A 26055-nucleotide genomic window follows, 5' to 3' on the forward strand; every position below is an offset into this window, starting at 1 on the left:
TCAAGGGGGATTTATTAATGAAAATACCAACTACTTTAAAGCACAAACCGGTTATCATTTCTGAAAACTATGAAAACATTGATGGCCGGAAGGCTTACAGTACGGATACTAAGGGTCTTTCTTTGGGGCTCGCCCAGTGGAATGATCGAGGGAAACTGGATATTTCCGCAAAAGTATGGCGTTACACCGGAGAAAAATGGTCCCGTCAATCAGAAGAGTTGCCTATGCACCGTGTTCTCGATCTTGCTATTTTGATTTGCAGAAGCACCCTATATTTTCAGGACGCCTATCGATTCCCGAAATTGTATGATCCTGATAACACAATGATTGACCGGATTGGGCTGCAAGGGGATGCCATGAGCGTTTCTGTGTGTTCAGAAAATCCCATGATTGATGATGATATTAAGTTATTTTCTCAGGCTCTTAGTGATGATGGCGAAATGATTGGAGAACGACTTCGCGTATTAGCCCGTCTCTTAAAAGAGATGGGGTATTAGAATTCTTTGGAAAGGTGAAATGGAGAGGAAACGATGGACAAGAAAAGCCGCAAGGAACTGCTGCAGGAATACAAGCAGCTTAAGAGCTACATGGGTGTAATCCAAATAACAAACAATACCAACGGAAAAATATACGTAGCCGCCTATCCCAACCTGAAAAACAAATGGTTGACCATAGAGAGTCAGCTAGTTATGGGTACGCATGCAAATTCTCAGTTGCAAAAGGACTGGAAGGAGCTAGGACCTGAACTCTTCACCTACGTGGTGCTTGAGGAAAAAGAAACCGGCGAAGTTACCGACATGCGCTGGGAGCTTAAGCAAATAGTAAAACCGTGGCTGGAGAAGTTGCAGCCGTACGGAGACAGAGGATATAATAAGCCGCCAGAGAAATAACCAATGCGATATTGATATTATATTGCACAAATACTATTATAATAGTGCACAATATTATTTTGTAGTGCACTATTATAATAGTATTTGTGTATATATCGCGAAAAATGGGGGCAATAATCTATGTTGAATATAGCATTTAAATCTATGTTCGTGCTCACGAGCTTTTCTATATTTCTAGCCTTCGTCGGATTTGTGTCGACCTGTTGTTGGTCATTATTTGGCTCTTTGTTTCAAAATTCCTCTCCAGGAATGGTAAGGTTTCCAATATTGTTATGGCCTTGTTGCTTGTCTATTGTGGAGTGTCCTTGTTCCTTTAATAATGCCACTATACAAAGCACGCTGTGACTAGCCCTAACATAAAATGTGTCAAGAGATGATTTATGTGGGGAGAATGAACAAGGTGGGCAGTATTTGTTTATTGAAATCAAAGTTATTCTCTGACAAGAACATGAACCCTTATTTGTCAGGGGGAGGTTCTCAGATCACCCAACTTAAGGAATCTTATCCAAATACCCATTTGGAGATTCCTTCAATATCCTCAAGGGCTTCTATTTTCGAAAAAAGCATTTTAGAGAACGCATACCTACTTCTTCCAGCTGTGTTTGGCATCGGAATTGCTTATCTTATCAGTTTGAAATCAGAGTTTGAGCAAACAGTGTACAACAATCCTCCAAACTCAATTGAACAGGGAACAGTTAAGGACTTTCCGAATGGTTACACAAACAGTGCAGCGAAATTAATTACACTCTCCTATGTTTTTGTTTCTGTAATCGGGATTGCAATGTTTATATACCGAAGTATAATGGGGGATCACAACAAAAATCCTATTAATCGGTTGTTGCCCATTGGGATCGGATTGTTATTAGCGACTTTTTTGTTTGCTTCAGTCAACCTAGCTTTGTTTGTTGTATTTCCAAGCAGTTTTACAGATCACATAGGGAAACGTTGGGTTGATAAGGCAATTGCATTCATTTATTACAGTGCCTTGGGCTTAACCACGGGGGCTGTGGGCGATATTCTGCCAACTGAAAACACGACTCGGATACTATTGGCTATGGAAGGTATGATTAATCTTGTAATTTTTAGCTTATTGATTGCGTCCTTATTTGGGTAAAGTTAGGTAAGGAATTGCAATCGTTAGGCTGTAATTCTTTATTTCAGAGATATCTTGGCCAGTAGGCTATATAGGTTGAGCGGTTTTACTCAAATGCCCTAGATGTTCCTGAAACATCCTAAAAATTGGTTGAACATTATTAATAAATATGGTATAGAATAAAGATATTTAATGAATGATGTTTATTCCTAGGGAATGGAGGCAAAATGAGTAATACAGGGATACCTAGGTCCTCAAACCCAATAATGCAGTCGAGACTTGATAGAAATCCAGCAGGGATTTATTATTATAGCCGCAAGAGGAAAAGGTTAAAGCAGGTATTGACAGGGATGCTTAGTCTTTTACTAATTTTTAGCTTGTGCTTTTTAGGGTTTTTGTTTGTACCTTTTCAACCTTTTGAGAAGCTGCGTGAGTTGTGGGTGACTAGCGCAATGACGACGATGAGTCATCAATATTTAGCAACGTACTTGTTCAGCGAAGCAGAGATTAAAAAAATTATGGATAATGACAAGGCCACGGATCTAGGCAATTCAGACCCATCAAATATTAAGATGCTCGGGACCAGTAAGAACACTGGATCGGAACTCATTGATATCAGTCAAAAGGGCTTTAAAGGATATCTGCTTAAAATTAAGGATCCTGGACGTGTTAAAGTGGCAGCAACGCGTTATCTCGGCAAGATTGGAGAAAAGGCTGAGGATATTGCCAAGGAGAACGGAGCAAGTGCAGTTATTAATGGAGGGGTGTTCGATGACCCCAAGGGTAATGGCAACGGCGGTCAACCTCTGGGTATCCTCATCTCGGGCGGTCATATTCTCTACAAAGATCCAATCCATACCTTCGATATCATTGGATTAAATAAGGACAATGTTTTGGTGCTTGGTCATTATACTTTGGACCAAATCAAACAGATGGGCATCAGGGATGCCGTCACCTTCAGTCCTTTCCTTGTCGTCGACGGTAAACCTGCGATCACCCACGGAGATGGGGGGTGGGGTATTGCCCCTCGGACGGCGATAGGACAAACGAGGGATGGCAGTATTTTGATGCTGGTTATTGATGGACGTCAGATCGGGTCCCTAGGTGCAACTCTTAAAGATGTACAGGATGTAATGCTCGAATATGGTGCCTATAATGTTGCGAATCTTGACGGCGGTGCTTCCTCGGTTCTTTACTACAATGGTAAGATCGTCAATCATCCATCGAGTCAATATGGTGAACGCTATGCGCCGTCATTTTTTATTGTGAAATAAGTTTGAAAGTCATAATTGTTTTCACGTTGGTTTGGAGTACCCTCCTCCTTACCAACGTTTTTTGGTTGGCACGTTTTCTATAGATTTACTTGCTTCATATAAAGAGCTAACTCTGTCCGGCAATTAAATCCAACTTTTCTAATACTCTTGTAACATAGTTCTTTACCGTACCCTCAGTCAAAAAAAGGGCCTTATTGCTTTTTCCGTCAGCAATAAGTTTTGTTAAATCCATTTCTCTTGGTCTTGTGCTAGGTATGCTAAGATTTTCATTGTCTATTCTTTCTAGGTGACGAGAGCGGTAAACATGCATACCTTATAAATATGGATGCTTTGAAAGCGGTGATAAAAGTGAATTTATATCTAGCTTTAGGAGATTCAATCACTAAAGGCTATGGTGTTCCAAATTCTTTTTCTTTTCCAAGGTTATATGCCGATTTTCTTAGGAGGCATAACCCGGGTCTGCACATGGTTAACCTGGGGATTGATGGCCTCACGATCAGTGGACTCCTTGTTTTGTTACAGCGTAATCATGATATTCGACTTTCTGTCTCCCAGGCTTCTCTGATCACCCTCACTATTGGTTCGAATGATTTACTTCATCTTATTGGAAATCCCAATCAGACTATCAACACAACTCAGTTGCCTATTCTCTTCAATAACATGAGCAAAACCCTGGCGCAAATCGGGGAAGAAGTTAGGCGGCTCAATCCTATGGCAACAGTTAAAGTGGCGACTCTTTACAATCCCCTGCCAGCGGGACCCTATGCAGTATATATGGCGCTAGCACAAGGGGTTATAGACAATGCTAATGCAATGATTATAACTTGGGCGAAACACTATAGATTTAAGGTGATCTATTTAGATCGTGAGTTCAGAGGTAAAGAGCAGTTGCTTATCAGTCAGGATCACGTGCATCCTAACGCTGTGGGATATCAGGTGATTGCTAAAGCGTTTGCACGTTATTAGAATAGGACTTGGCGACAGCCAAGTTTTTTTATTCCGCTTGTCATGGAGATAAAAGCAAAAGAACCTTTTGTAAGAAAGGAATTCTCTTGCAAAATGAAAAATATTTAAAGATTGCAATCGATCGCAAAATGGATAAACTAAGAGTATGGGTTACACTTATTCCTCAAGCCGAGAACTTAACAAAAAAGACTATTGGGTGAACCTAATTAGTTATGGTTCACAGATAACGAAAGGAGACTGGAAACTATGGGCTTGTTTAGCAAAGTAAAAGATCTTCTTCAAGCAAATATTATGGATATAGTGAATAAGTCTGAAGATCCTGAGAAAATGTTAAATCTCTATGTAGACAGAGCAATGGAGGAAGTTCGCAATTTCCAGGTTCAAGTAAATCGTGCTGTAGCGGATAAGATTCAACTTGAAGAGCGTATTGCGAGTGCAGTTAAAGAAATTGAACTGCGCAGTGGGCAGGCGATGCTTGCCGTGCAACAGGGTAAGGATGATTTAGCAAGGACTGCTTTGACCTATAAGAAACAGGCAGAAGCCAGCAAGCTAGATGACGAGGCTCAGCTTGTAGATCAGACTAAAGCAGTTGACGACCTTCAGGAGAACCTCCGCATTCTTATGGAGAAATTGGAAAAAGCAAAATTAGAGCGAAATAACTTGGTCATGCGTCAACGCCGTGCACAGACGATGAAAAGTGCTAATGAAGCAATATCAGGACTGTCCACACATGATCCCTTGGCAGATATTGATCGTATGAAAGAACGGGTTCAACGCATGGAGGCGGAGGCCAAGGCTTCCCACTCAATGGTAAACACCAACTCGGTTGAGGATCAATTTGCTGAATTGGAGAAGAACAAAGCGAATTCAGAAGTTGAGGATGAACTGGCTAAACTTAAGGCCGGACTTAAAGAAGGGTTAGAAAAGGAGTAATTCGCCAAGAGGCGTGTGCCAATGTGTTGTTTGTGGACATAAATCGCAAAAAGAGATGGTATGGATAAGGGGATGGACACGATGTCGCGGAAAAAACAAATTAAGATTGCCGTCATAGCTCTCATACTCATGGTGAGCCAAGCTTCTTTGGCCTTAGCACGCGGAGGCGGAGGAGTGGGCGGAAGTCTGGGAGGAAGTGCTGGCCGAAGTTTTAGTGGTGGATCTTTCTCTGGGGGTGGTTTTTCGGGAGGATCTTCAGGAGGGCTTGGTGGTTTTTTCCCCTTACCGTTTTTTTTCTTTGGGGGAACGTCTTCAGGAGGTTCAGGTTCAGGAGGGTTCTTCAGTTTTCTCTTCCTAATGGTTATTCTCTACTTTATTTTTAAAACTTTAAGCTCGTCTCGGCGCGGTGGGCGAGGCAGATCGAGCAAGGGTCGCGGAGGAGGAGGCATGGACATCAATTCCAGCCAGATGCCGGTGGATCTAAATGGTCGTGCGATCACAAATTCAGATAATCTACAGCGTTTTGGAAAGGTGATCAACTTCACACGTGAGAACATGCGTTATTATTCAGAAACCTTTCCTCGATGGGATCGAGATTTTCTTGTGGGGCGAGTTCGTCAGGTCTTCTTTTGGTTGCAAGATGCCTGGAGTCGTCAAGACCTTTCAGCAGCGAGTGATTATTTAGCTGCAACTCTACAGAATAAGTATCAGACAGATCTTCAAGGAATGAAAGCACGTGGAGAACGCAATATAATCAAAGAACCCGTGCTAAACACAGGAGATATCGAATTCATCCATAGCCATTTAGATGAATCAACACAGCATTTTATGGTCATGGTTTCAGCAAGCTTGATTGATTATACTGTCGACGCCTCTCAGCGACAGATATCCGGCGATAATACGCACAGGCTTTACTTTACAGAATTTTGGGAGTTTGCATGGCAGGATGATCGGTGGTTGCTTTCCAATATTTATCAAGAAGATGCTTTAGAAGTTGCCAAAATCGCTCGTGGTGAAGACGAATAACTAGAAATAGGAAATAGCCTCCAGCGTGGAGGCTATTTCCTATTTGGACTAAGTAATTGGGCTAGCAAAGTTCTTCCTTATTTAAGACATATAATCTTTCAGCCGTTTGGCCGAAAAATACCAATACAGGCCTAACGACCCGAAGAGGAGAGTGCCAATCCCTAGAGAGAGCAATAACTGACCAGGATGATGTGAAACTCGCCAAAAGGAATGGCCAACCCAGGATTCCCAAGCAATCATGGGAATCTTACCAACAAGGGTGGCAAATAAAAACGCCGGAAAGGTCATTAGAGATAATCCAGCTGCATAATTTACAGCTGCAGAGGGAAGGATCGGGACTAGTCGGGAGAGAAGGACAATGGAAAAACAATTCCCTTCGATAAGAGTGCCCCATTTGCCAAGCTTTGCTACCTTTGGCTGAGCCCACGTTTGTCCGAGCGAGCGGGCTAACCAAAAACCTAAAGAGGCACCTAACAAGCTTCCGACAAGGGAGAGCAAAAAGCCACCGACCCATCCGTAAAGAATGGTGTTAACTCCAGCAATTAAGACAAACGGAACGACTGGAAAAAGCATCAGAAGCGTTATAATAAACAGATCGACAATAATGCTTATTGATCCCCATTGAGTGACAAAGGTCTGTAAAGCAGCAGGACGCTGGAGTTCAGGATAAAGTAAAATTACAAAAATGAGGGAGATCAACAATGTTAGGAAAGAGCAATATTTCTTGTTCAATGGTTAACCTCCCTAAAATATTTGAGAGCGATTCTAGTAGTTATAATCGTAACATATTCAGTGATCCTATGATAGGTCATTTCTCATATAGAATAATTACTTTAGTCTCGATTAGGGTGACGGACAGCTAGTTAAGAATGATTTGGCGCAAAATCTTCAGAAATCCGTTAGGCAGGTAGATATTGTGGCCCGAACAGGCGGAGATGAGTAACGTTTTATAAGGTTTCAGATCATCGGCTTTATATCGGTAAGCAAAATGGGAAAGGGCATATTGTTACGAAAAATACGTACATTTAAGTGCCTGGAACATATGGATCCTTTTTTGGTAGATAGGAAAATATTGAGAGCCGTCCGTTGGATGGCTCTTTCGTTTGGAGTCTGCAGGTAGGAAATGAAAATAATAAAGAATTTTGACATATTATTAGTGAAAAAGTTGATACTGCGTGGTAAGCTGATGACAGAGGGGAAGTGGTTGGGATAAAATACGCAAGTTGGATCGAAGCGTCAGGTGAAAGCTTTATTGGAGAAATATTAAAAGCGGCTCAGAACCCCAGTATGATTTCTTTTGCAGGGGGATTGCCAGCGCTTGAACTTTTCCCGGATCAGGCGTTACAGCGTTGTTTTCAACGTGTTTTTGAAGAGCAAGGAAAACCCGCCTTGCAATATGCACAAACTTCAGGGTATCCTCCACTTAGGCAGTGGCTGGCCCAGCAGCATAAGAGAAAAGGCCAGCAGGTTGAGGTAGAAGAGATTGTGGTGACAACGGGCAGCCAGCAGGGATTGAGTTTATTAGCACAAACGTTTCTTGATCCAGGGGATGTTGTTTTTGTCGAGACCCCCACCTATCTGGGAGCGATCCAGGCTTTTCAATCCTTTCGAGCTCGGATGATGATGATTCCATGTGATGAGCAAGGAATTATCCCAGAAGAATTAGAAAAGATGCTAAAACTTGTGACTCCAAAGTTTTTATACCTCATTCCAAACTATCAAAATCCTTCCGGTAAGGTTATGGGGCTTGAACGCAGGATTGAACTACTCCGTGTCGCTCAGGTCTATGATTTATTGGTCATTGAAGATAATCCCTATGGCAATTTACGCTTTGAAGGAGAAGCATTACCGGATCTAATCGAATTGGGAGATAATGTGATTTACTTAGGTACTTTTTCTAAGATTCTTGCGCCTGGATTAAGAGTGGGGTATGTTGTGGCGAACCCCGATATATTGAAACATCTTTGTCTGACCAAAGAAGGGGTGGATTTGCATAGCAATAACCTCACGCAACGTGCCGTGCTTGAATTCTTAAATGAAGGGCTGCTGCCTGCGCATATTCTGGAATTGCGTACCCTTTATAGAGAACGTAGAAATGCAATGGTCCAAGCTATCGAAAAGCACATTGGGGAAGAGGTGGACATGATTATTCCTTCTGGAGGGCTTTTTCTCTGGGCTCGCTTCAAGAAGATAAAGAATAGTTTTGACTACGTACAGGAGACCATACGTCAGAATGTGCTTTATGTGCCTGGTGCTGTATTTTACCCAGACGGGCGAGTGACGCCAGAGGTGCGGTTGAATTATTCCTGTTCAACTCCGGAGATCATTGATGAGGGCATTCAACGTTTAGCTCGGGCGATCCGCTAGGAGACTTTTAAAAACAAAAGCGTAAGGTTAATGATTTAGGTTCATTAACCTTACGCTTTCTTTAGTTTAATGTCGTTTCTTATAATCCTTCTTACATTTAATGTAGGAAAGGAAATGCCACTAATAAACAGATAACTTCTGAAAGTTCGATAATAGCCCCGTACAAGTCGCCAGTTAATCCTCCAAGGAGAGAGGAAATTTTGAAAGCCCAAAGAGTCACAACGATGACGCAAACTCCAAAGGTAATAAGTCCAGCAATTTTAGCGAGCATAAAGGAAATTCCTAAAACTACGGCTCCACTAACAAGTAAAGGAATCCAGCGAGTTGTATCATGAATTCCTTTGCCAAGTCCTTGAGCACGGGCATAGGGAAACGCAATCACCCCAATTTGGAATACCCAGCGTGAAATCATAGGCATAACTAGGAGAATGGAAAACTTAGAAGGAGTTAGGCTGGCCAGCAAGGAGAATTTGAGGAGTAATAAGCCGATGAGAGCCATGGAAGCGTGGGCCCCGACTCGGCTGTCTTTCATGATTTCTAAGATTCGGTCTGGACTTCGAGCGGACAGCAAACCATCCATACTATCCATAAATCCATCGAGATGGAGTCCGCCTGTAAGGATTAATTCAGCTACCAATAGGAGAGCACCAAGAACTAAAGGCGGAAAATAAAGGACCAATATTTTTGCTAGAAGCCAGAGGAGTAGTCCTATAGCAAGTCCGACCAAGGGGTAATAACGATAACTCCGCGTAAATTCCTCTGAGGTGATTTCTACTTTAGGTACGGGTAGAGGGATTCGCGTTAGGAAGGTCAGGGCAATCAGAAATCCACGCAAATTTATTCACTCCTTGAGCAGGGAAGCAAGCAGCTTCTCACCGGAGTGTTTAATCTCCATAGGGAAACCTGCCACGACCATATAAACCTGATCAGCACTTTGGGCCAAAATTTGATTGCTCCGACCGGCCAAATCTCGGTAAGCTCGGGATAGGGGGTTTTCGGGAACAATTCCTTGTCCTACTTCATTGGTAACAAAGATCACGGAGGGTTTAATCTCTTGGGCGAGTCGGGCGACCTCTTGAACAATAGTTAAAATTTGAGGTTCAACCTGGTTAGATATAGGTTTATCATTTTGTAGGGTTAGTGGGAATTCTTCGCCATTGAGGTCGGCAGGGGTGGGGCGTTGGATTTGTTCTGCTTGTCCTGCTAAGAGAAGATTGGTGAGCCAGAGCGTGACACAGTCGAGAAGGATAACCCCATCTTCATCTTTAAGTTCAAGTAAGGTTTCACGAATATTGCGGGGTTCTTCGATAAGCCGCCAAGTAGACGGACGCTGTTGCTGGTGTTTCTTGACTCGCAGGGCCATTTCTTCGTCCCATATTTGGGCGGTAGCAATGTAAATGACGGGACGATGTGCATGAGTGGCGAGAAGTTCGGCAAAGCGACTTTTACCGCTGCGGGCACCGCCAGTGACTAATGTAAATTGTGAGATTACATTCACCTACTCTCCGGTTTTTCGGATAGGATTCGCCTACTATAAATTATAACTGTTCGCAGACTCCGGCATCAGCAAAGGTTGCCATTTCTTCGAGAATATGAAGAGCAGCTTCAACAAAGTAAAAGGTTAAGGCGGCTCCGGTTCCTTCCCCGAGTCGCATATTTAGGTTAAGGACTGGTTCGAGGTCTAGTGCAGCTAAGGCTTTACGGTGACCGATTTCTACTGAGCCGTGGGAAGGAATCATGAAGGCAGTACTTTTAGGGGCAAGCTTTGCGGCAATAAGCGCTCCGGCAGTCGAGATGAATCCGTCGATTACAATGGGAACGCGGCTGGCGGCGGCTTGAAGAATGCTGCCAGCAATCGCTGCGATTTCTAAGCCCCCTACTTTAGTTAGCACATCGAGAGCGTCGTCTTTATCCGGTTTATTAACTTCAATGGCTTTTTCAATTGCGCTGCGTTTCTTTAGTAATCCCGCATCATCAATTCCCGTGCCACGACCAACGACTTCTTCGATGGAAGAATCGGTTAAGAGGGCGACGATAGCTGAACTAGGGGTAGTATTACCAATTCCGAGTTCTCCAGTCGCAAAAAGGTTATATCCTGCGTGGATTTTTTCATCAGCAATATCTGCTCCAACCATTAGCGCTTGTAGGGCTTCTTGTCGTGTCATGGCAGGGCCTTTGGTCATGTTCTGGGTACCGTTGGCAACTCGCTGGTGATTGATATTTCCATCTAAGGGGAAGGCAACGCCGACATCGGTTAAAAAAACCTCGGCTTTCGCCTGGCGAGCGAGAACATTGATGCCAGCGCCACCAGCCATGATATTATAAGCCATTTGAGGTGTAACTTCTTGAGGGAAGGCGCTCACCCCTTCTTCAACGACTCCATGATCTCCAGCCATCAAAAGGACAGCTTTTTTCTGGATATTGGGACGTGAGGTACGTTGAATCCCTCCCAGTTGCTTAGCGAAATGTTCCAGCTGTCCAAGGCTTCCCTGTGGTTTGGTGAGTGAATCTAAGCGTTCTTGGATTTGGGTCATAGACTTTTCGTCTAGGTCTGTAATTCTCGCTATGAGTTCTTGAAGTTGGGCATACAGTTTGGCTTCAGTTAAATTTTCCATGGTTTTTTCCCCTCTCATTTTCAAATTTTCTGTAGAAAAAATTAAGTCCCGACCACAAATAACTCTGTGGTCGGGACTTTACCGTCATCACCGCCGCTCCCCCTGTTGTGGGAAGACGTAAACAATTTAGGCAGGTCTCCTGGCTATCGAATCATCGTTCAATTCGTAACCTTCCCAGCAAGAGCCAGTGGTTTACGAAACTCATCGAATACAGTGGTGGGTCCGCGTCGGTTTCAAACCGAACTTCCCTATTCTCCCCTTAGGGCACCTAAAATGACATTATTTTTTCTTTTAGCATAACACAACCTTTTTCTAATCTCAATACGCACCACTAGAATTCATTAAATTTATAATGTTATGCGTTAAAGGAGCTATACCTTAAAGATCAAAAAAGCTGGTTTGGTAAGTTCGAAGATTAGAAGTATACTATAAGTCGCGTTAACGGTATACGAACGTTGACGGGATTATTCATTATTTCTTAGTTTGAAGCTGGATTTGTATGATGATGCGAATTGCTAAGGAGAATGAATAAATATAGTTTAATTAGGAGGGCTCAAATAAATGAAAAAAATCTTGATGATTGGACTACTTGTAGGGACTGTTGCGATTGTTGCTGGCTGTGGAACGCAAACACCAACTCCAGCCCCGCAGAGTCAACAACCTACCACGCAGAATACGACCACACCGAACCAGACGCCTGCGCCATCAACCACGACCCCGACAACTGCAGGCAGTGGGAAAGATGTTTATGACAAAAACTGTTCGGCCTGCCATGGCGCAGGCGGTGCAGGTGCTTCTGCTCCACCTCTGAATACGGAAAAGAGGACGCAGGCTCAAGTCCTGAATATTACCAAGAAAGGTAAAGAAAGTATGCCTGGCTACGCCACTGTACTTAATGACGCAGAAATACAAGCTGTGGCTCAATATGTTGCGGATCTGAAAAAATAAGCATTCGACTTCAGCTGAAAGCACCTTTTCGTTTCGGAGGGGTGCTTTTAGTAGATGCAAGAAAAGGAAACACATTTTTACAAGCGTGTTTCCTTCGTATATAATGGTATGAAAAGAGCACTACTTTGGTTTGGACTGCATACGGTCCTCGTTGCCGGCAAAGTTGGAAAAAAATGGTTTTTGAGCATATACAATTGGAAAATAAACTACTTATTAATGATCCGCAGTTTGGTAATACCTCAGGATTTCGAATTATGGCGGCAACTCTAGCAATTGCTTTGAGCATCCAGTGGATACACTTATACCATCCACCGGTTTCGAGTACATGATGAAGCATATTATCGGAACAGAAGAAGATGAAGTAGTTCTGAAGATTTGCGAAGAGGCCCGGGAAACGAAGATCGAAGTTCGAAGTCCAAGTAAGTGAGGCGTCAAAAGCGTTTGGCGCCTTAATGTATAATTAACACTTAATATTAGTACAAATAATGAAGGATACGATCTAGGATGTTTTTGGTAAATTCAAAGGAGGAGTAAATCATAGAAGGTCTGCTCTGGAGTGCTTTTAAAGTTTTAATCGCTTTACTTTTGGTTGGAATTAATGGCGTTTTCGTTGCCGCTGAATTTTCATTGGTCAAAGTCCGCAAGACTCGTTTGGCTGAGCTTGCAGAGAATGGGTCGCGCAAAGCACAAATAGCTCTTGAAGTTACATCAAAACTTGATGCTTATCTTTCGGCCTGCCAACTCGGGATTACGCTTGCTTCCTTGGGTTTAGGCTGGCTTGGAGAACCCGCAGTTGCGAGTCTAATAGAACCATTGTTTAAGGGTGTGGCAGGTTGGAGTACGGTTTACACCGAAACAATAGCCGTAGCTATAGCTTTTGTATTGATCTCCTTCCTGCATATTGTTTTGGGAGAGCTTGTCCCTAAATCATTGGCTATTCAAAAAGCAGAGAGCATAGCCCTGGCGACGGCAGGATTTCTGAAAGACTTCTACTGGATTTTCTATCCAGTCATTTGGTCACTCAATAACGTCGCTAACCTTGTGCTGCGTATCTGGGGAGTTGAACCTGCCAACGAGGCGGATCTAGCTCATAGTGAAGAAGAACTGCGGATGTTGGTCGATGCCAGTCAAAAGCATGGCTATTTGGATAAAATGGAAGGTAAACTCTTGGATAATGTGTTCGAGTTTTCAGACCGTATCGCCAGTGAAGTGATGATTCCGCGCCAAGATATGGTGTGTATCTTTATTCAGGACACATTCGAGGAGATTCTAGACATTTTAAAAAAATATGGGCATACGCGTTATCTGCTTTGTGATGATGATAAAGACCACGTTCTTGGCTTAGTACATATGCGGGACATTTTCCGACTGCAGGAACAAAATGATACTAAGGATATTACGCAGATTAAGCGGGATATTCTAGTCGTTCCTGAGGGGATGCCGATTTCTCATCTTGTCCAGAAAATGCGCAGCCAGCGAACTCATATGGCTGTTGTTGTGGATGAATTCGGTGGTTCAGCGGGGCTTGTCACAATTGAAGATATGTTAGAGGAATTGGTTGGAGAAATCTATGATGAATTTGAACTGGAGCAGCCAGATATTCAAAAATTAGCGGAAAATGAATACGTCCTTAATGGACGAGTGTTAATGGAAGAGGTTTCAGAATTACTTGAGATTCAACTCGAAGAAGAAACCGTCTCGACAATTGGGGGATATGTCTTTTCCCGGTTAGGTCGAAAGCCGGTCAAAGGGGATGAAGTATATTTTGACGGATTCCATTTCGAAGTTATCGAGGTGATTGGATTTAGAATTACAAAGGTTAAGGTTCTCAGAAAGCTGCTCGAAAATAAAGAAAAAGAATTACCTCCTACACATGAAGTAGGTTGACCGTTAGTTAGCTTAAATCAGGCAGTGGCCCACAAGGCGTTTGCTCGCGAGCCACTTAAGGAGTTGAAATAACAGTTCTTAGCAAAAGCGAATTTTATTTTCCAGTAACCAATAATTTACTTGGATAAGGTAGGCGAAGAGCTGCGGAATGTCCATTAACTGCCCAAACCAAGGCCTACCAGAAGGGATGGTATCTGAGAGTTTCATGAGATCCCGAAGGGCAGGGAGGTTAACGAAGGGAAGAATCGGAGAGGTTTTATCTTCGATGATTTCACTAAGCCAGGTGCGAACGGCTATCAGATAACTGGGATGATGCGTTTTTGGATAGGGGCTTTTGCGACGCCAAAGCACATCGTCGGGTAAGATCCCGCTGAGAGCACGTCTGAGAAGTCCTTTTTCCCTGCCTTCAAGTGCTTTCATTTCCCAAGGGATGTTCCAGGCGTATTCAACTAAGCGATGATCACAGAAGGGAACCCGTACCTCAAGTCCAGTAGCCATTGTCATGCGGTCTTTGCGATCAAGGAGTGTTGGCATGAAACGGGTTAAAGTTAAGTAGGTAATCTCGCGGATGCGGGCTTCGCGTTGTGGATTGCCTTGTAATGTTCTACTATCTTGATGATTAACTGAGGAAGTCCCCGGAAGCTTGGGGATTTCGGCCAGAGCTTCTTCATAACGTCTTGATAAATAGTCATGGGGCTGTAGTTGTTCAAGGAGTTCGGGTGACAGCACCTGTAAACGGTTTTCAACATGCAAAGCCCAGGGAAAGGTTTGGGCGTTGAGGGCTTCAGGACGATGGAACCAAGGGTATCCGCCGAACACTTCATCGGCACATTCACCCGATAAACCAACCGTGATCTTTTTCTTTATTTCCCGTGAAAAGAGCAACAAGGAAGCATCGACATCGGCCATACCTGGAAGATCGCGAGCAAGTGTTGCGGCTTTCAGAGTTTCAACGAGTTCAGGGGTATCAAATGGGATGTTGGTGTGCTGGGTTCCGAAAGTTTGGGACACTCGTTCAATCCATGGCCCATCTGCGCCAGGTTGAAAGTCATTGGCATGAAAGAATTTATCATTATCAATATAATCTACAGAGAAGGTCGGTAGAGAGCCCTTGCCATCTTGAGCTAGGGATTGCGCAGCGATTGCTGTAATGGCACTTGAATCAAGCCCTCCAGAGAGTAAGGTTCCGATCGGTACGTCTGAAACCAACTGTCGCTTGACGGTATCGAGAAAGAGATCGCGGATCTTAGCGGTCGTCGTTTCTAGATCATCTTTATGGATATCGTTAGATAAGGCCCAATATCTGCGAATTTGTAGACCGTTTGCAGAATATAAAAGTATATGCCCTGGTTTTAGTTCGGAAATTCCTTCATAGACACCCACTCCGGGAGTACGTGCTGGGCCCACGAGAAAAACCTCAGCTAATCCTTCTTTCCCGATGATGGGAGAAATGTCCGGGTGCTGCAATAAAGCCTTAAGTTCTGAAGCAAAAATAATTGAACCACTCCGTTGGCTGTAAAAGAGAGGCTTGACTCCCAAGCGATCACGCGCAACAAACAATTGCTTTTCTTGGCTGTCCCAGATTCCAAAGGCAAAAATTCCGTTTAAACGTTCTACGCAGGAGGGACCCCATTCTAAGTACGAGAGAAGTACGGCTTCTGTATCAGAATGCCCTTCAAAATGGTAGCCGCGGCTCATGAGTTCTTGACGAATCTCTGACGTATTATAGAGCTCGCCGTTATAGATGAGGGTAAACGTATGTTCACTACGCTGACGAATCATCGGTTGACAACCTCCTTGAGGGTCAACGACAACTAACCGACGGTGTCCAAAAGCAGCACGAGGTGAGATCCAGTAGCCTTCTGCATCAGGTCCTCTAGGTATAAGTGTTTGAGTCATTTGGAATAGAACTTCCTTTTGGAGAGTAAGATCGTGTTCCCAACTTACCAAGCCAACGATTCCGCACATGTTAAGTCCTCCTTATGTGAATGGATAACCATTATCAATTAACTTCGTTACAATCTATGCCCTTATAGTGGAAAGGGTTCCTGTTATTTTCCAGATATTTTTGACATTAGGAAGGAATTAGAGCACGGATGAAGAAAATTTATAACATGCCTTAATTTAAGGGAGGGATTTTAATGGACAACATTCAATACGACCCCGAGAGAATCCTAAATGGACTCCCAGAAGATGTTCTAAAAGAGTTAGCAAAGAAATTAAAACGAAGAATACGGCTGACAAAAAATGATATTATTCAGGAAATTCTGTGTCCACCAAAAGGAAAACCGGAGGCTAGAGTCAAGGTTTGGCAAGAAATCAACAGACAGTTAAGAAAAGAGTTAGAAACGTTCTCAGAAGAAGTGAGTACGATGTTTTCTCCTGCAGATGTCCCTATAGAAGAACGCTTTAAGGTTGGATACATGTTCACCTTGAGCTCTAATCCAGAGATTAGGGCATTAGGGGAAGAATTATATTGCCAAGCTGAACAAAAAAATGAACAAGAAAAAGAAGATAGTGTAGCATTTGTTGCCCATATCACTGCGACGACAGAAGCTAAGGAAGAAAAAGAGAGCATCGAAGTTAGAGAAGCAAAAGAGATAGTAGAAGCTAGAGCAACTGAAGAGTCAATAGAAGCTAGAGCAACTGAAGAGGTAGTAGAAGCTAGAGCAACTGAAGAGTCAATAGAAGCTAGAGCAACTGAAGAGGTAGTAGAAGCTAGAGCAACTGAAGAGGTAGTAGAAGCTAGAGCAACTGAAGAGGTCGTAGAAGCTAGAGCAATAGAAGAGATGGTAGAGGCTAGAGTAACAGAAGAGATGGTAGAAGCTAGAACAACTGAAGAGATAGTAGAAGCTAGAGTGACAGAAGAAATAGTAGAAGCTAGAGCAACAGAAGAAATGGTAGAAGCAAGAACAACAGAAGAAGTGGTAGAAGCTAGAGTAACAGAAGAAATGATAGAGCCTAGAGCAACAGAAGAAACGATAAGAACTAGAGATACAGAAGCGATGACAGAAGCTAGAGAGGCAGAAGAAATGATAGAAGCTAGAGAAGCTGAAGAAAAGTCGGTAGTGACTTCCACCCTAAGGATACCTTCCGAAGAACAAATCACAGAGGAAACTGAAGAACTTCAAAAAAGGATAAAGACTTTAGAAAATAAGTTGCGAAAAGCTATTGAAGAAGGGCTTAGAACGAAAGGACAACTAGAGAAACTTAAAATAGAAATGGTAGCGTTAAAATCTCAATGGGTCAGAGAGAAAGAAGAAACAGGGAAATATCGTAACAGGGTAAAAGAACTTGAAGAAGAACGGTTAGAAAAAGAAAAAGAGCTAGATACACTGAAACAAAAGCTAGAGCAGAGAAAAACCTTAGCACCTCAAAAAACAAAAGAGCAACCTCTGCGGAGAGAACTCCAGAAAGTTAAGGGTGAGTCAGGTGGCGAAATAGATCTTGCTTTATATCAGGGACGAAAAGCCTTGATTTTTGCAGAACGTGATAATGATGTAGATATTAGGCTCAATGCTTTGGGCATCATTCCTATATGGGCCATGGAAATTGATTGGAAACGTCCGAGACGACGAATGTCCACCTGTGAAATTGTGCTCTATAAAATGAATGACAAGAAGCTTAAGAAACTTGATGAAATACGAGATATAGCTAGGTACTGGAACATCCCGTGCAATGAACTTTTGAATATATAGTGGAGGGCTGTTCATGATTAGAGATAGCAGGATTTGGAATTCGGTCATTATCGGAAAACCAGTCATTGAAAGTATTGATGTGGATATAAACTCTCAGTCTTTGCGTTTGCAGGTAGATATGATCTCCATCTTACCAGACAGTCTACATAAGGCTTTAGACGGGAGACGGCAAATTACAATTTGGGGTAAAGATCTAATGTTGGCAGGATTTCCAGATGAATTGGTGACAACCTCTCATTTTCGACAGTACGAAATAAACGAGAGTCGAAAGTCAAGGGCTCGGGAATTCTTCAAAAGTCGACTTCTTTCCTTCACCGTGGAAGCTGTTAAGAAGGACACCCAGAGAGTATATTTCAACGGTAAAAATGTATGCTTTCACGATACACCGATTACATTTAATCCTTACACATCACAATTCACACCGATACCCATTATTGCGAAGGACGTTCCAGTGGAGCGTGTGCAAAGGATCCTGTACGAGAAGCTCCCTTCGATAGATTTCCTATCGTATCAATATCCAGAAGATCCCCCGTTGATCATTGGGTACCATGATTATTTCTTCGGATCTAAGTCCGGATGGCTAGGGGAGCTGAGGCAACACTGGCGTATTTATTGTCCAGAAGGCGAAGAAGTGACTTGTGTTCCGGCGGAAATCCCCGAAAGTAAAATTTTGAGACGTGGAAATTTAGCGTTCTTGCTTGATGAAGATTTAAATGAAATCAACAACCATTTGATCTACGGAGAACCCTTTCCTGCTGAGGAATTTATCAAACGGTTTGGCGCATCTACTCAAAGAACTATAATCTCAGAAAATCGCCCACATCTGGTCAGTTTAAGCTCAGTTAACCCTGAGTTAGTAATAACTTCGACTGCGGTTCCTCGCGGAGGCGGGGATAAAATGACACAACCTTCTGAGGAACAAAAAACTGAGATGTCGGATTATGAAGCGCAAGAGGCAGTGGATAGCGGTGAACAAACGTTTATCAATGATTTAAATCAAGTTGCCTTGTCAAATCATCTTGTGTATGATATGGAAGACCTTGTGAATTTTCACATCGCGATTAAAACTGGTGCTTTAGTGGTTTTAGCTGGAATGTCTGGAGTCGGGAAATCTCAGCTTGTGATTAATTATGCGCGGGCTTTAGGTCTCTCAGGAGTCGATGAAGCAGGGGAAGAACGTAAACAATTCCTTTTTATTCCAGTTCGACCGCACTGGAATGATGATGCCGACCTGATCGGATTTTATGATGCTATTCATAAGGTTTATCGACCGTCGGAAACAGGCCTTGTCGATTTGCTCATCGAAGCATCAAAAGAAGATAATGATGACAAACTTTATCTTATTTGTTTTGATGAGATGAACTTGGCGCGGGTAGAACATTACTTTAGTCAATTTCTAAGTATTTTGGAGCTTTCGGAAGACCGTTACTTAACGTTATACAGTGAAAAACTCGCGCCTGAGGTATATAATCGGCACGAATACTCACCACGCGTACCCATTGGAAACAATGTCTTTTTTGTTGGAACGGTAAATATAGATGAATCTTCATTTCAATTTAGTGATAAGGTTCTCGATCGGTCAAATGTTATTAGACTCAAAATCTATGAGTCTTTGCACGTCTGGAAGGCGATGTTTGAAGAAAAAGCATCCGGCAAACTTTTGGGAAAACCTTCTGAAGAACGTGCTCAACTCTCGCCTGTTCCTGGCAAAGTTTTCTCCTCATGGTGTAACAATTCACCGACTGAGATCGGGTTGACTGATGTTGAAATTGACTTTCTGGATGAATTGAACTCGGCCTTACGTAAAATAGACAAAGATCGGGTTGTCGGTTATCGGATTATTCGTCAAATTGGTTCATATTTAAAGAATATTCCATGCAATGTGGAGGGGCAAAGTCTTCTCGATCGCGGCAAGGCGTTTGATTTGCAATTAGTGCAAAGGATCATGACAAAGTTTAAAGGCCCGGAGTGCGACTTAGAACAGCTTTTTGGAAAATATACAGAGCGAGATCAGGCAACAAGTCAAATCTTACAGTTGTTTGATAAACATCAAGCAGTTTCGACGTTTAGCTATTCGCGAGAAATATGCCATAAAAAGGCAAAGGAGCTTTTAGATCATGGCTATGCATCCTGAAGATCCAGGGATTTCAGTCATCTTTTTCATTGGCCGACAAGAGATCTCACATCCGGTTACTCAGGATTGCGTTATCGAGGTTTTCGAACGAGAAAACCTGTATGTAGCATTCACCTCGGCCTACGAGGATGACTATCTCTATATCGACGGATTAGATGCGTATGATTCTTTAAAGCTGCATCTCGATGAAGAAGGAATTCCGTGCTTAAGGTCTGGAACACAACACTTTTCTCTCTATAGTGATACGAATGAAGATTATCCACTAATTCCTGCGGATTATATGATCTTCGTGAAACGTAGAGGAGAGGTTAATGATGCGCTAGAGGCCACACTTCGGGTCAGGCCTAATAATATTACGGAGGACCAACTAGATGTGATGCGCTCCGAACTGAACGAAATGGTTCAGGGTCTCGCGTATGATCAAACTCGAATGAGTCATGGAATTAAACTTTATAGAGAAAAGGGCTTACTCCCCCCAATATTACTTGCGGAGTTTGTGATTCTGAATCGCATGGTTAAAGAGCTTGGGGTAACCATTGAAGATTTAGCTCGTCGCCCAGATCAGTATTTGGAGCGGCAATACCAAGAGGTAAAGGCTAACGTTAAATGTAAGCAGGATGCCAAGTCTTACCGTTGGTTGTTATCTGTCCAAGGGCGACGCGCTAACGTGACGGCAAAAAGTGTGACTCAACCTGAAGTTATCTTGGGGGTCATCGATCATTTTACTTTCGATACCCTTGAAAATCGGATGGTTCTGGGTTTCCTTCATTATGTTTCTTCCCAACTTGAGGCTGTCTTGCGAGCGATTCGGTGTACGATTATCGAAGAACAGAGAGCAATTGAAACAAGAACTCCTTATGTTGTCCTTCAAAAATCGACCAGTCACGAAGTGCGTGCTTTGAAGGCTAAAATTTTCAGTCTTGAAGTAATGGAGCGAGAAATGCAAAAAGGGATTTTCTATGTGCGAAAATATATAGAAAATCCAGTGTTTAAAAGGCTTAAACCATTAACTAGCTCTGATCATTTTTCGCTTAAAATTCAAAGGGATTGGCGGTACAAAAAAATATTCTCCTGGTGGAAGCAGCTTAGGGCGCAGGATTTTCAAATGCCCTTGTGTCATGATTTTAAAGTACAATGGAAGCGGACAGATGTTTTATACGAATACTGGTGTTACATTAAAACAATCATCGCTTTGCAGCAGGTAGGTTATACTCCGGCTTCTGGCTGGATTTACGATGATTCTCACAAAGCAAGCCTGGAATTTGTTTTTCCAGTGCTACAAGATGATACATTAGTGGAAATGGTGAAAGGTTCGGTTCGTCTTTCGGTGTTGTTTAATGAGAAAATGGCCCGGGCAAAGCGGGGCGCGTTGAGGAACAACCGCATTCTCTACATGGAAGGGACGAATTATAAGCCGGATATTAGGATTGACGTTTTTGCTAACGACGTTTACTCGGGGTCGATCATTGTGGATGCCAAATACCGAAAACGATTAAACATCTGGAACAATGACAAAGTGGAAGATGAGAATCGTCCCAAAAACATGAATACTTTGCAAAACTATTCTAATTCCCTGAAATATGTTAATGATTCTGCCGGGGTATCCAAGGCCCTCAGGGTTATTGCCCTTCACCCGAGTCACGGACCAGAGGTTGAAGACATTGAAGATACGAATGTTACTCTCATTCAGCTACGGCCTCAAGAGCGTTTAAACCACTACTCAGGTTATTTGGAGCGGTTGATTAGTGGGTAAAGCAGACAGATTTACAATAAAGAGCAGGATTCAAAATACGTTGAATCCTGCTTTGTTTTTCTTTATTTAGAGACGGATGATTCTTAAAAATGACATTTCCAAGATATAGGAACAATAAAGTAACATAGAAAAAAATCCACGAGAAGAACATATATAATTTAAGCACGGCTTCGGCAATTTATGTTGTCAGAAGAGCGTTGCTATGCATTGTGTATTGGTTCTGTGATAGAAAACAGTAATTTGACAAGACCAGTGATTGGTTTTTCTAAGGGCGAAGCGAGACTATGGACTAACCTTATTATAAGTTTTTGCCATATTTCGCTAGTAATTGACCGGCTCTGATTTCCTTTACCTTTCCGTCATCTAAGGTTACTCGACCATTAACGATCGTGTATTTAACCCCTCTTGCCATAGTTAAGGGGTCTTTATGATCAATTTCTTTGTCAGAGGGATAAGAATAATTATCTAAATCAATTAAGGTTAGATCTGCAGCTTTCCCCTTGGCGATTATGCCTCGATCACTCAATCTGAATTGTTGTGCTGGGAGGGAAGTTATCCTACGGATAATCTCTTCTAACCTTATACCTTTTTGTCTGCATAAATCAAAATAGATTGGAAATGCACCGTCTCTAAATAATTCATACCAGTCGGAGGGATCGTCCACATCTCCAAATATCCTATCTGACCCTACCATAAGTAGTGGATTATGGGCTATATCATCTGCGTAAGGAGTCCCAGGAAAATCCCATCGGTTAAGTCCACCCTGACAGAAGGTTAGTTTATTGTTGTCATTTTCTAAGAGCATGAGAAGTAACTCATCGACATTCTTTTCTTTAGCTAAAGCAATCTCCTTCAAGGTGCGATTTTCCATTTGAGGATCATCGGTATTAATAACCAAAAGTCTATCCTTAAACCTAATCTTTTTTAAAAGCTTTCGGCTGACCTCGGGAATTTGGAAGGGTTCTAGTGAACCGTTTAGGCCTTGTTCAAAGAGGTTTGATGATGCTGAAGCTATAAACTGGAGAAATCTATCCTTTTTCTTGAAGTGGCCGCTGGTCTTGGGAATTGTATCGACTGCTATTTCAACCCCCCTTTCTCTGGCAGCAAGAATTTCGGCAAAAGCCTCAGGACTAGTCGGCGTCAGATGCGAAACCTGAACTCTTATGTCTGCTGCTTCACCGATTCTTATAGCTTCCTGAACGGCTGCTAGGATGCCAATATAGTTTCTGATATGAGACGTGTAGATCCCATCATATTTTTTGGCTATCTTAGCTAGTTTAATTACTTCATCGGTGTCAGCATATTTACTTGGGGTATAGGCTAAGCCAGTCGATATTCCTAAGGCTCCTTGTTCCATGCCCTCTTCAATCAAATAAATGACTTCCTTTTCTTGTTCAACAGTCAGTTTTCGATTTTTTGAGTCTCTCATAACACTCCATCTCAAAGTGCCGTGCCCTAAGAGGAATGCCATGTTCACGTTGGTACCTTTGGTTTTAAGAACATCAATATAACCTGAAAAATCAGTCCAGGCAGGGACGAAACGTTTATTTTTCCGTTTTGCCCCAACCGAAATAAGCCCATTTTTGGCCATGTACTCGTAGATATTATCAGAAGAATAGGGAGTTATAGAATGTCCACAGTTCCCATTAATCGTAGTCGTAACTCCCTGACGCAGAAATTCTTCAAATTTGCCGTTCGTTAAAACTGTAAGTTCTGCATGGACGTGAGGGTCAATGAAACCCGGACATACCATTAATCCTAAAGCATCGATAATTCTTGGCGTTTTGTATTCGATTTTGGAAGATATCTCCACAATCTTCCCTTCGCTTACCGCCAGGTCACTATAGAATCCCGGGTTTCCTGTACCGTCGATGATGAACCCGTTTTTTATCAAAAGATCACAGTCCATTAATTAATCCACCTTTTTAGTTGCTCCACACTAGATTATCACATTCGTCTTAACTGACAAGGTGCCTTTCATTTACAAGAAGCGAGTAATTTGAATTACCCAGTTAGAATGTTGCTTTAATACTCTAGCTGGGTAACACTTTGTCCACTATAGACATATTCTGTACTAGAGCCCCACAATGGCTCGTTATATTTCATAACCAATATTTGGCTAAAGCATAATAAACATATGTTCTTGCCTGCACGATTGAGTTTTGATATCCAGTAGAGGGTCTTTAGTGAGCTTAGAAAAAATTATATCACGAAATGACTTTTAGATATTAAATTCTAGAGGAGATGGGGATTTGAATAAAAGAGGTCATGTGATTTATGCGGGTCAAAAAATTAGAAACGCCCGTCTTAAAGCTGGTATTGGAAGCCAAAAGGAACTAGCAGAGAAAACCGGGATCTCGCCGAGTATCATCAGTGATCTGGAACGTGGCAAACGTCAAATGAGTCCAACTTGGGCCAAACGAATTACTGAGGTTATAGGAGGTTATTGGGGAGATTTGATCGAGTAACACTTCATTACCAATCATCGTTGAACCTATTGACAATAATATTCCGCGTCAAGTATACTCGAAATAGAACAAACGTTCTCGGGCAGGGAACGGTTCGCACAATCTCTACCTGCCCTGGAGATTTGTGCTACCCTTCTCTCCCAAAAGCAGTTGGCAGGAGCCAGCTGCTTTTAGTTTTAAGAATGTTTGTTTTAAAGTGAAAGGAGGTGAATAAGATGGCTGTTATTGCCAGTGCTAAAGACACCGTGCTAGTTGTGAACTTTCAGACAGGTTTAACCCCAGCTGGTTCGCCCATCCTTCGTCAGCGCAGCTTTCAGAATGTAAGATCCGATGCTGCGGATCAGGATATCTATGATGTGGCTACAGCACTTTATGGACTTCAGAGCTACCCCTTAATCAGCGTGCGACGGGACAATCGCGTTGATTTGACGGAGTAGTAATATTGGAACGCTGATTCCGATGAAAGGAAAGGAGGGAAAAGGATGGCTAGTACCAGCAAAAAAGTGTTGCGCATGACATTTAACAGTGCCTTAGGTAGTGCGGTAAGTATTACCTTGCCGGAACCTAAAGCGGATTTAACGGCGGCTCAAATCGAGGCTGTCATGGATCAAATCATCGCTAAGGACATTTTTCTAACGTCCGGCGGTGCACTTGTATCCAAACGAGATGTAAAGATCGTGGACACTACAACGGATGACCTGTATGATCTGCCAGTAGTGTAAGCGGGGCGAGCGGAAGTTACTAGGTTGAGCACGAAGTTTGAAGAGCAAACCTCGATTTCAAATTAAAATAAGATTAAGAGTATGCAGATAGGCTGGAGGAGGATAGATAGGTTCCCTCCTCCCCCAGCCTATCTCCTTGCTAGAACCTCCCGAGGTTAATCACACTGGTTAAATTTATTCGTAGAGAAAGACACGAAAGAGGGAATTGCATGGAAGAGATGCTGAAACTTGCGGGCTTTTATTGTCCGATCGTAGTGACAGCCTTTTTGTTGATACGAATTGAAAAAAAGTTAAATGAATTCTATGTAAGCATTTCGGAACCTGCCCAAATCGCTGCCGCTCTAAAGCTGAAGGGAAGGGCAAAGGGTAAGTTAATGGGTAGAAAGGGAATGAATTGGCAAAAGATAGTGATCCACCATTCGGCAAGCCCTACAGAAGTCCGTCGCTCAGGAAAAACCGTTCCTGTTGACGCGGACATAATTCGGGAGTGGCATCTAAGTGAGGGCTGGGGCGATATTGGCTATCACTTCGTGATCATGCCGGATGGCAGCTGTGAAAACGGACGGCACTTATACCAAGTGGAAGCAAATCGTAACGAAGATCATCGTAAATCTCGCGGGATCGGAGTGTGTTTAGTTGGTAATTTTAGCGAGACTGAAGTACCAGAGGCTCAACTCAGGGGACTTATCAACAAAGTGGCACAGCTTTTGACGGCTTTTAAACTGGAGGTCGAGGACGTTGAGCTGCACCGGGATGTAGCAAGGGTTGCTACAGAATGTCCAGGACGATATTTCCCAGCAGATGTGTTGATGCAGGAATTGGAGAAGAGTTTGTGCGAATAATCCACATAAGGGATAAACTGTCCCATATAGAGCCCTTATTAGTGTACACCAATGAAGTTGCTCTTTGTTGTTTGAGGTAACCTTTAGCCTTTGTCTCATAGGGTTGGCCAAAACGACGCACAGTGATTGAATAGCTGAGAGATTAAAACTTCGAACTTTTCGATCGAACAATGCATGGTCGAACAATGCAATTGAAATTTGGTTAATTTAGTCATTGACAACGAGAGCCGGAAATGCTATTATTCAATTCCGGCCTAAAGCCACGGGAATCACATTGATTGAATACTTTAAGCTGGTGACCAAAAAAGGTATTGACAACGCAACTTGAAAATGCTAAGATAAAATTCCGGTCCAAGTGGCACGGCAGTTAGCCATCCATGGCGCTGGTCCCTTCTCGCCATCCTTGGCCGGCGCTCTAACCTTGAACATCCCTGTTCAA

The 26055-nt window shown here is 42.8% G+C and carries 24 protein-coding genes, 1 pseudogene and 1 riboswitch; of the genes and pseudogenes, 18 read left to right on the forward strand and 7 right to left on the reverse strand.

What is annotated here, in order from left to right; all coding sequences use genetic code 11:
* Positions 1-17: 17 nt before the first annotated feature.
* The 4 genes from DSBG_RS12220 (at position 18) to DSBG_RS12235 (ending at position 3257) form a co-directional block, all read left to right on the forward strand.
* A complete protein-coding gene (locus DSBG_RS12220; protein WP_068964605.1) occupies positions 18-497 on the forward strand; it encodes a DUF6530 family protein in 480 nt (159 codons plus the stop codon).
* Positions 498-530: 33 nt separating this feature from the next.
* Positions 531-890 (forward strand): GIY-YIG nuclease family protein, encoded by a 360-nt coding sequence (locus tag DSBG_RS12225; RefSeq protein WP_068964606.1) that lies wholly within the window; start codon positions 531-533, stop codon positions 888-890.
* 400 nt (positions 891-1290) lie between these two features.
* A complete protein-coding gene (locus DSBG_RS12230; RefSeq protein ID WP_068964607.1) occupies positions 1291-2004 on the forward strand; it encodes a hypothetical protein in 714 nt (237 codons plus the stop codon).
* 206 nt (positions 2005-2210) lie between these two features.
* Entirely contained in the window at positions 2211-3257 is a 1047-nt protein-coding gene (locus tag DSBG_RS12235) for a phosphodiester glycosidase family protein (RefSeq protein WP_207647233.1), read from the forward strand.
* 106 nt (positions 3258-3363) lie between these two features.
* Here DSBG_RS12235 and DSBG_RS21860 read toward each other — a convergent pair whose 3' ends face one another.
* Positions 3364-3489 carry a LuxR C-terminal-related transcriptional regulator gene (locus tag DSBG_RS21860; protein ID WP_491005737.1) on the reverse strand — a complete coding sequence of 42 codons (126 nt, stop codon included), beginning with the start codon at positions 3487-3489 and terminating at the stop codon, positions 3364-3366.
* Positions 3490-3578: 89 nt separating this feature from the next.
* Between DSBG_RS21860 and DSBG_RS12240 the strand changes: the two genes are divergently transcribed.
* The 3 genes from DSBG_RS12240 (at position 3579) to DSBG_RS12255 (ending at position 6182) form a co-directional block, all read left to right on the forward strand.
* The gene (locus DSBG_RS12240) at positions 3579-4223 is read left to right on the forward strand and encodes an SGNH/GDSL hydrolase family protein (RefSeq protein WP_068964608.1); all 645 of its coding nucleotides are present in this window, start codon (positions 3579-3581) and stop codon (positions 4221-4223) included.
* Between the two features lie 246 nt (positions 4224-4469).
* Positions 4470-5156 carry a PspA/IM30 family protein gene (locus DSBG_RS12250; RefSeq protein ID WP_068964610.1) on the forward strand — a complete coding sequence of 229 codons (687 nt, stop codon included), beginning with the start codon at positions 4470-4472 and terminating at the stop codon, positions 5154-5156.
* 81 nt (positions 5157-5237) lie between these two features.
* The gene (locus DSBG_RS12255) at positions 5238-6182 is read left to right on the forward strand and encodes a TIM44-like domain-containing protein (RefSeq protein ID WP_242877583.1); all 945 of its coding nucleotides are present in this window, start codon (positions 5238-5240) and stop codon (positions 6180-6182) included.
* Positions 6183-6263: 81 nt separating this feature from the next.
* Here DSBG_RS12255 and DSBG_RS12260 read toward each other — a convergent pair whose 3' ends face one another.
* Entirely contained in the window at positions 6264-6914 is a 651-nt protein-coding gene (locus DSBG_RS12260; protein ID WP_068964612.1) for a TVP38/TMEM64 family protein, read from the reverse strand.
* Positions 6915-7391: 477 nt separating this feature from the next.
* Between DSBG_RS12260 and DSBG_RS12265 the strand changes: the two genes are divergently transcribed.
* A complete protein-coding gene (locus DSBG_RS12265) occupies positions 7392-8549 on the forward strand; it encodes an aminotransferase class I/II-fold pyridoxal phosphate-dependent enzyme (RefSeq protein ID WP_068964630.1) in 1158 nt (385 codons plus the stop codon).
* Positions 8550-8646: 97 nt separating this feature from the next.
* Here the strand turns inward: DSBG_RS12265 and cobS are convergent, their stop codons facing one another.
* From cobS to cobT, 3 genes are read right to left on the reverse strand one after another with little or no spacing between them, the layout of a single operon-like run.
* Positions 8647-9384 carry an adenosylcobinamide-GDP ribazoletransferase gene (gene cobS / locus DSBG_RS12270; RefSeq protein WP_068964613.1) on the reverse strand — a complete coding sequence of 246 codons (738 nt, stop codon included), beginning with the start codon at positions 9382-9384 and terminating at the stop codon, positions 8647-8649.
* 6 nt (positions 9385-9390) lie between these two features.
* The gene (gene cobU / locus DSBG_RS12275; RefSeq protein ID WP_068964631.1) at positions 9391-10038 is read right to left on the reverse strand and encodes a bifunctional adenosylcobinamide kinase/adenosylcobinamide-phosphate guanylyltransferase; all 648 of its coding nucleotides are present in this window, start codon (positions 10036-10038) and stop codon (positions 9391-9393) included.
* 49 nt (positions 10039-10087) lie between these two features.
* On the reverse strand, positions 10088-11164 hold the full coding sequence (cobT, locus tag DSBG_RS12280) for a nicotinate-nucleotide--dimethylbenzimidazole phosphoribosyltransferase (RefSeq protein ID WP_083236843.1): 1077 nt from the start codon (positions 11162-11164) through the stop codon (positions 10088-10090).
* 112 nt (positions 11165-11276) lie between these two features.
* A riboswitch (cobalamin riboswitch) is annotated at positions 11277-11451 on the reverse strand.
* 274 nt (positions 11452-11725) lie between these two features.
* Between cobT and DSBG_RS12285 the strand changes: the two genes are divergently transcribed.
* The 3 genes and pseudogenes from DSBG_RS12285 to DSBG_RS12295 all read left to right on the forward strand — a co-directional run bounded on the left by DSBG_RS12285 (position 11726) and on the right by DSBG_RS12295 (position 13999).
* Positions 11726-12112 (forward strand): c-type cytochrome, encoded by a 387-nt coding sequence (locus tag DSBG_RS12285; RefSeq protein ID WP_068964615.1) that lies wholly within the window; start codon positions 11726-11728, stop codon positions 12110-12112.
* 135 nt (positions 12113-12247) lie between these two features.
* Positions 12248-12441: pseudogene (locus DSBG_RS21865) on the forward strand (hypothetical protein); the annotation flags it as partial.
* 244 nt (positions 12442-12685) lie between these two features.
* Positions 12686-13999, forward strand: coding sequence for a hemolysin family protein (locus DSBG_RS12295; protein WP_068964617.1), 1314 nt, complete (start codon positions 12686-12688; stop codon positions 13997-13999).
* A gap of 78 nt (positions 14000-14077) precedes the next feature.
* Here DSBG_RS12295 and asnB read toward each other — a convergent pair whose 3' ends face one another.
* On the reverse strand, positions 14078-15967 hold the full coding sequence (gene asnB / locus DSBG_RS12300) for an asparagine synthase (glutamine-hydrolyzing) (RefSeq protein ID WP_068964618.1): 1890 nt from the start codon (positions 15965-15967) through the stop codon (positions 14078-14080).
* Positions 15968-16140: 173 nt separating this feature from the next.
* Here asnB and DSBG_RS12305 point away from each other — a divergent pair, with 173 nt between their 5' ends.
* Genes DSBG_RS12305 through DSBG_RS12315 form a run of 3 tightly spaced genes read left to right on the forward strand, consistent with a single transcriptional unit; the run spans position 16141 to position 21584 of the window.
* Positions 16141-17697, forward strand: a complete 1557-nt coding sequence (locus tag DSBG_RS12305; RefSeq protein ID WP_068964619.1) for a hypothetical protein — start codon at positions 16141-16143, stop codon at positions 17695-17697.
* Between the two features lie 13 nt (positions 17698-17710).
* A complete protein-coding gene (locus tag DSBG_RS12310; RefSeq protein ID WP_068964620.1) occupies positions 17711-19831 on the forward strand; it encodes an McrB family protein in 2121 nt (706 codons plus the stop codon).
* Complete coding sequence (locus tag DSBG_RS12315; protein WP_242877587.1) at positions 19815-21584, forward strand: DUF2357 domain-containing protein; 1770 nt, start codon at positions 19815-19817, stop codon at positions 21582-21584. The genes DSBG_RS12310 and DSBG_RS12315 overlap by 17 nt, the downstream gene beginning before the upstream one ends.
* 298 nt (positions 21585-21882) lie before the next feature.
* Here the strand turns inward: DSBG_RS12315 and DSBG_RS12320 are convergent, their stop codons facing one another.
* The gene (locus DSBG_RS12320; RefSeq protein ID WP_068964621.1) at positions 21883-23493 is read right to left on the reverse strand and encodes an N-acyl-D-amino-acid deacylase family protein; all 1611 of its coding nucleotides are present in this window, start codon (positions 23491-23493) and stop codon (positions 21883-21885) included.
* A gap of 343 nt (positions 23494-23836) precedes the next feature.
* On the opposite strand from DSBG_RS12320, the gene DSBG_RS12325 reads away from it, so the two are divergent.
* The 4 genes from DSBG_RS12325 (at position 23837) to DSBG_RS12340 (ending at position 25616) form a co-directional block, all read left to right on the forward strand.
* A complete protein-coding gene (locus DSBG_RS12325) occupies positions 23837-24052 on the forward strand; it encodes a helix-turn-helix domain-containing protein (RefSeq protein WP_068964622.1) in 216 nt (71 codons plus the stop codon).
* A 215-nt stretch (positions 24053-24267) separates the two neighbouring features.
* Positions 24268-24489: a DUF1659 domain-containing protein gene (locus DSBG_RS12330; RefSeq protein ID WP_068964623.1), complete on the forward strand. Its 222-nt coding sequence runs from the start codon at positions 24268-24270 to the stop codon at positions 24487-24489.
* A 45-nt stretch (positions 24490-24534) separates the two neighbouring features.
* A complete protein-coding gene (locus DSBG_RS12335) occupies positions 24535-24774 on the forward strand; it encodes a DUF2922 domain-containing protein (RefSeq protein ID WP_068964624.1) in 240 nt (79 codons plus the stop codon).
* A gap of 209 nt (positions 24775-24983) precedes the next feature.
* The gene (locus DSBG_RS12340) at positions 24984-25616 is read left to right on the forward strand and encodes an N-acetylmuramoyl-L-alanine amidase (RefSeq protein WP_141694306.1); all 633 of its coding nucleotides are present in this window, start codon (positions 24984-24986) and stop codon (positions 25614-25616) included.
* Positions 25617-26055 lie beyond the last annotated feature (439 nt).

It is taken from the genome of Desulfosporosinus cupriresistens (assembly GCF_001707885.1).
Taxonomy (GTDB): domain Bacteria; phylum Bacillota; class Desulfitobacteriia; order Desulfitobacteriales; family Desulfitobacteriaceae; genus Desulfosporosinus.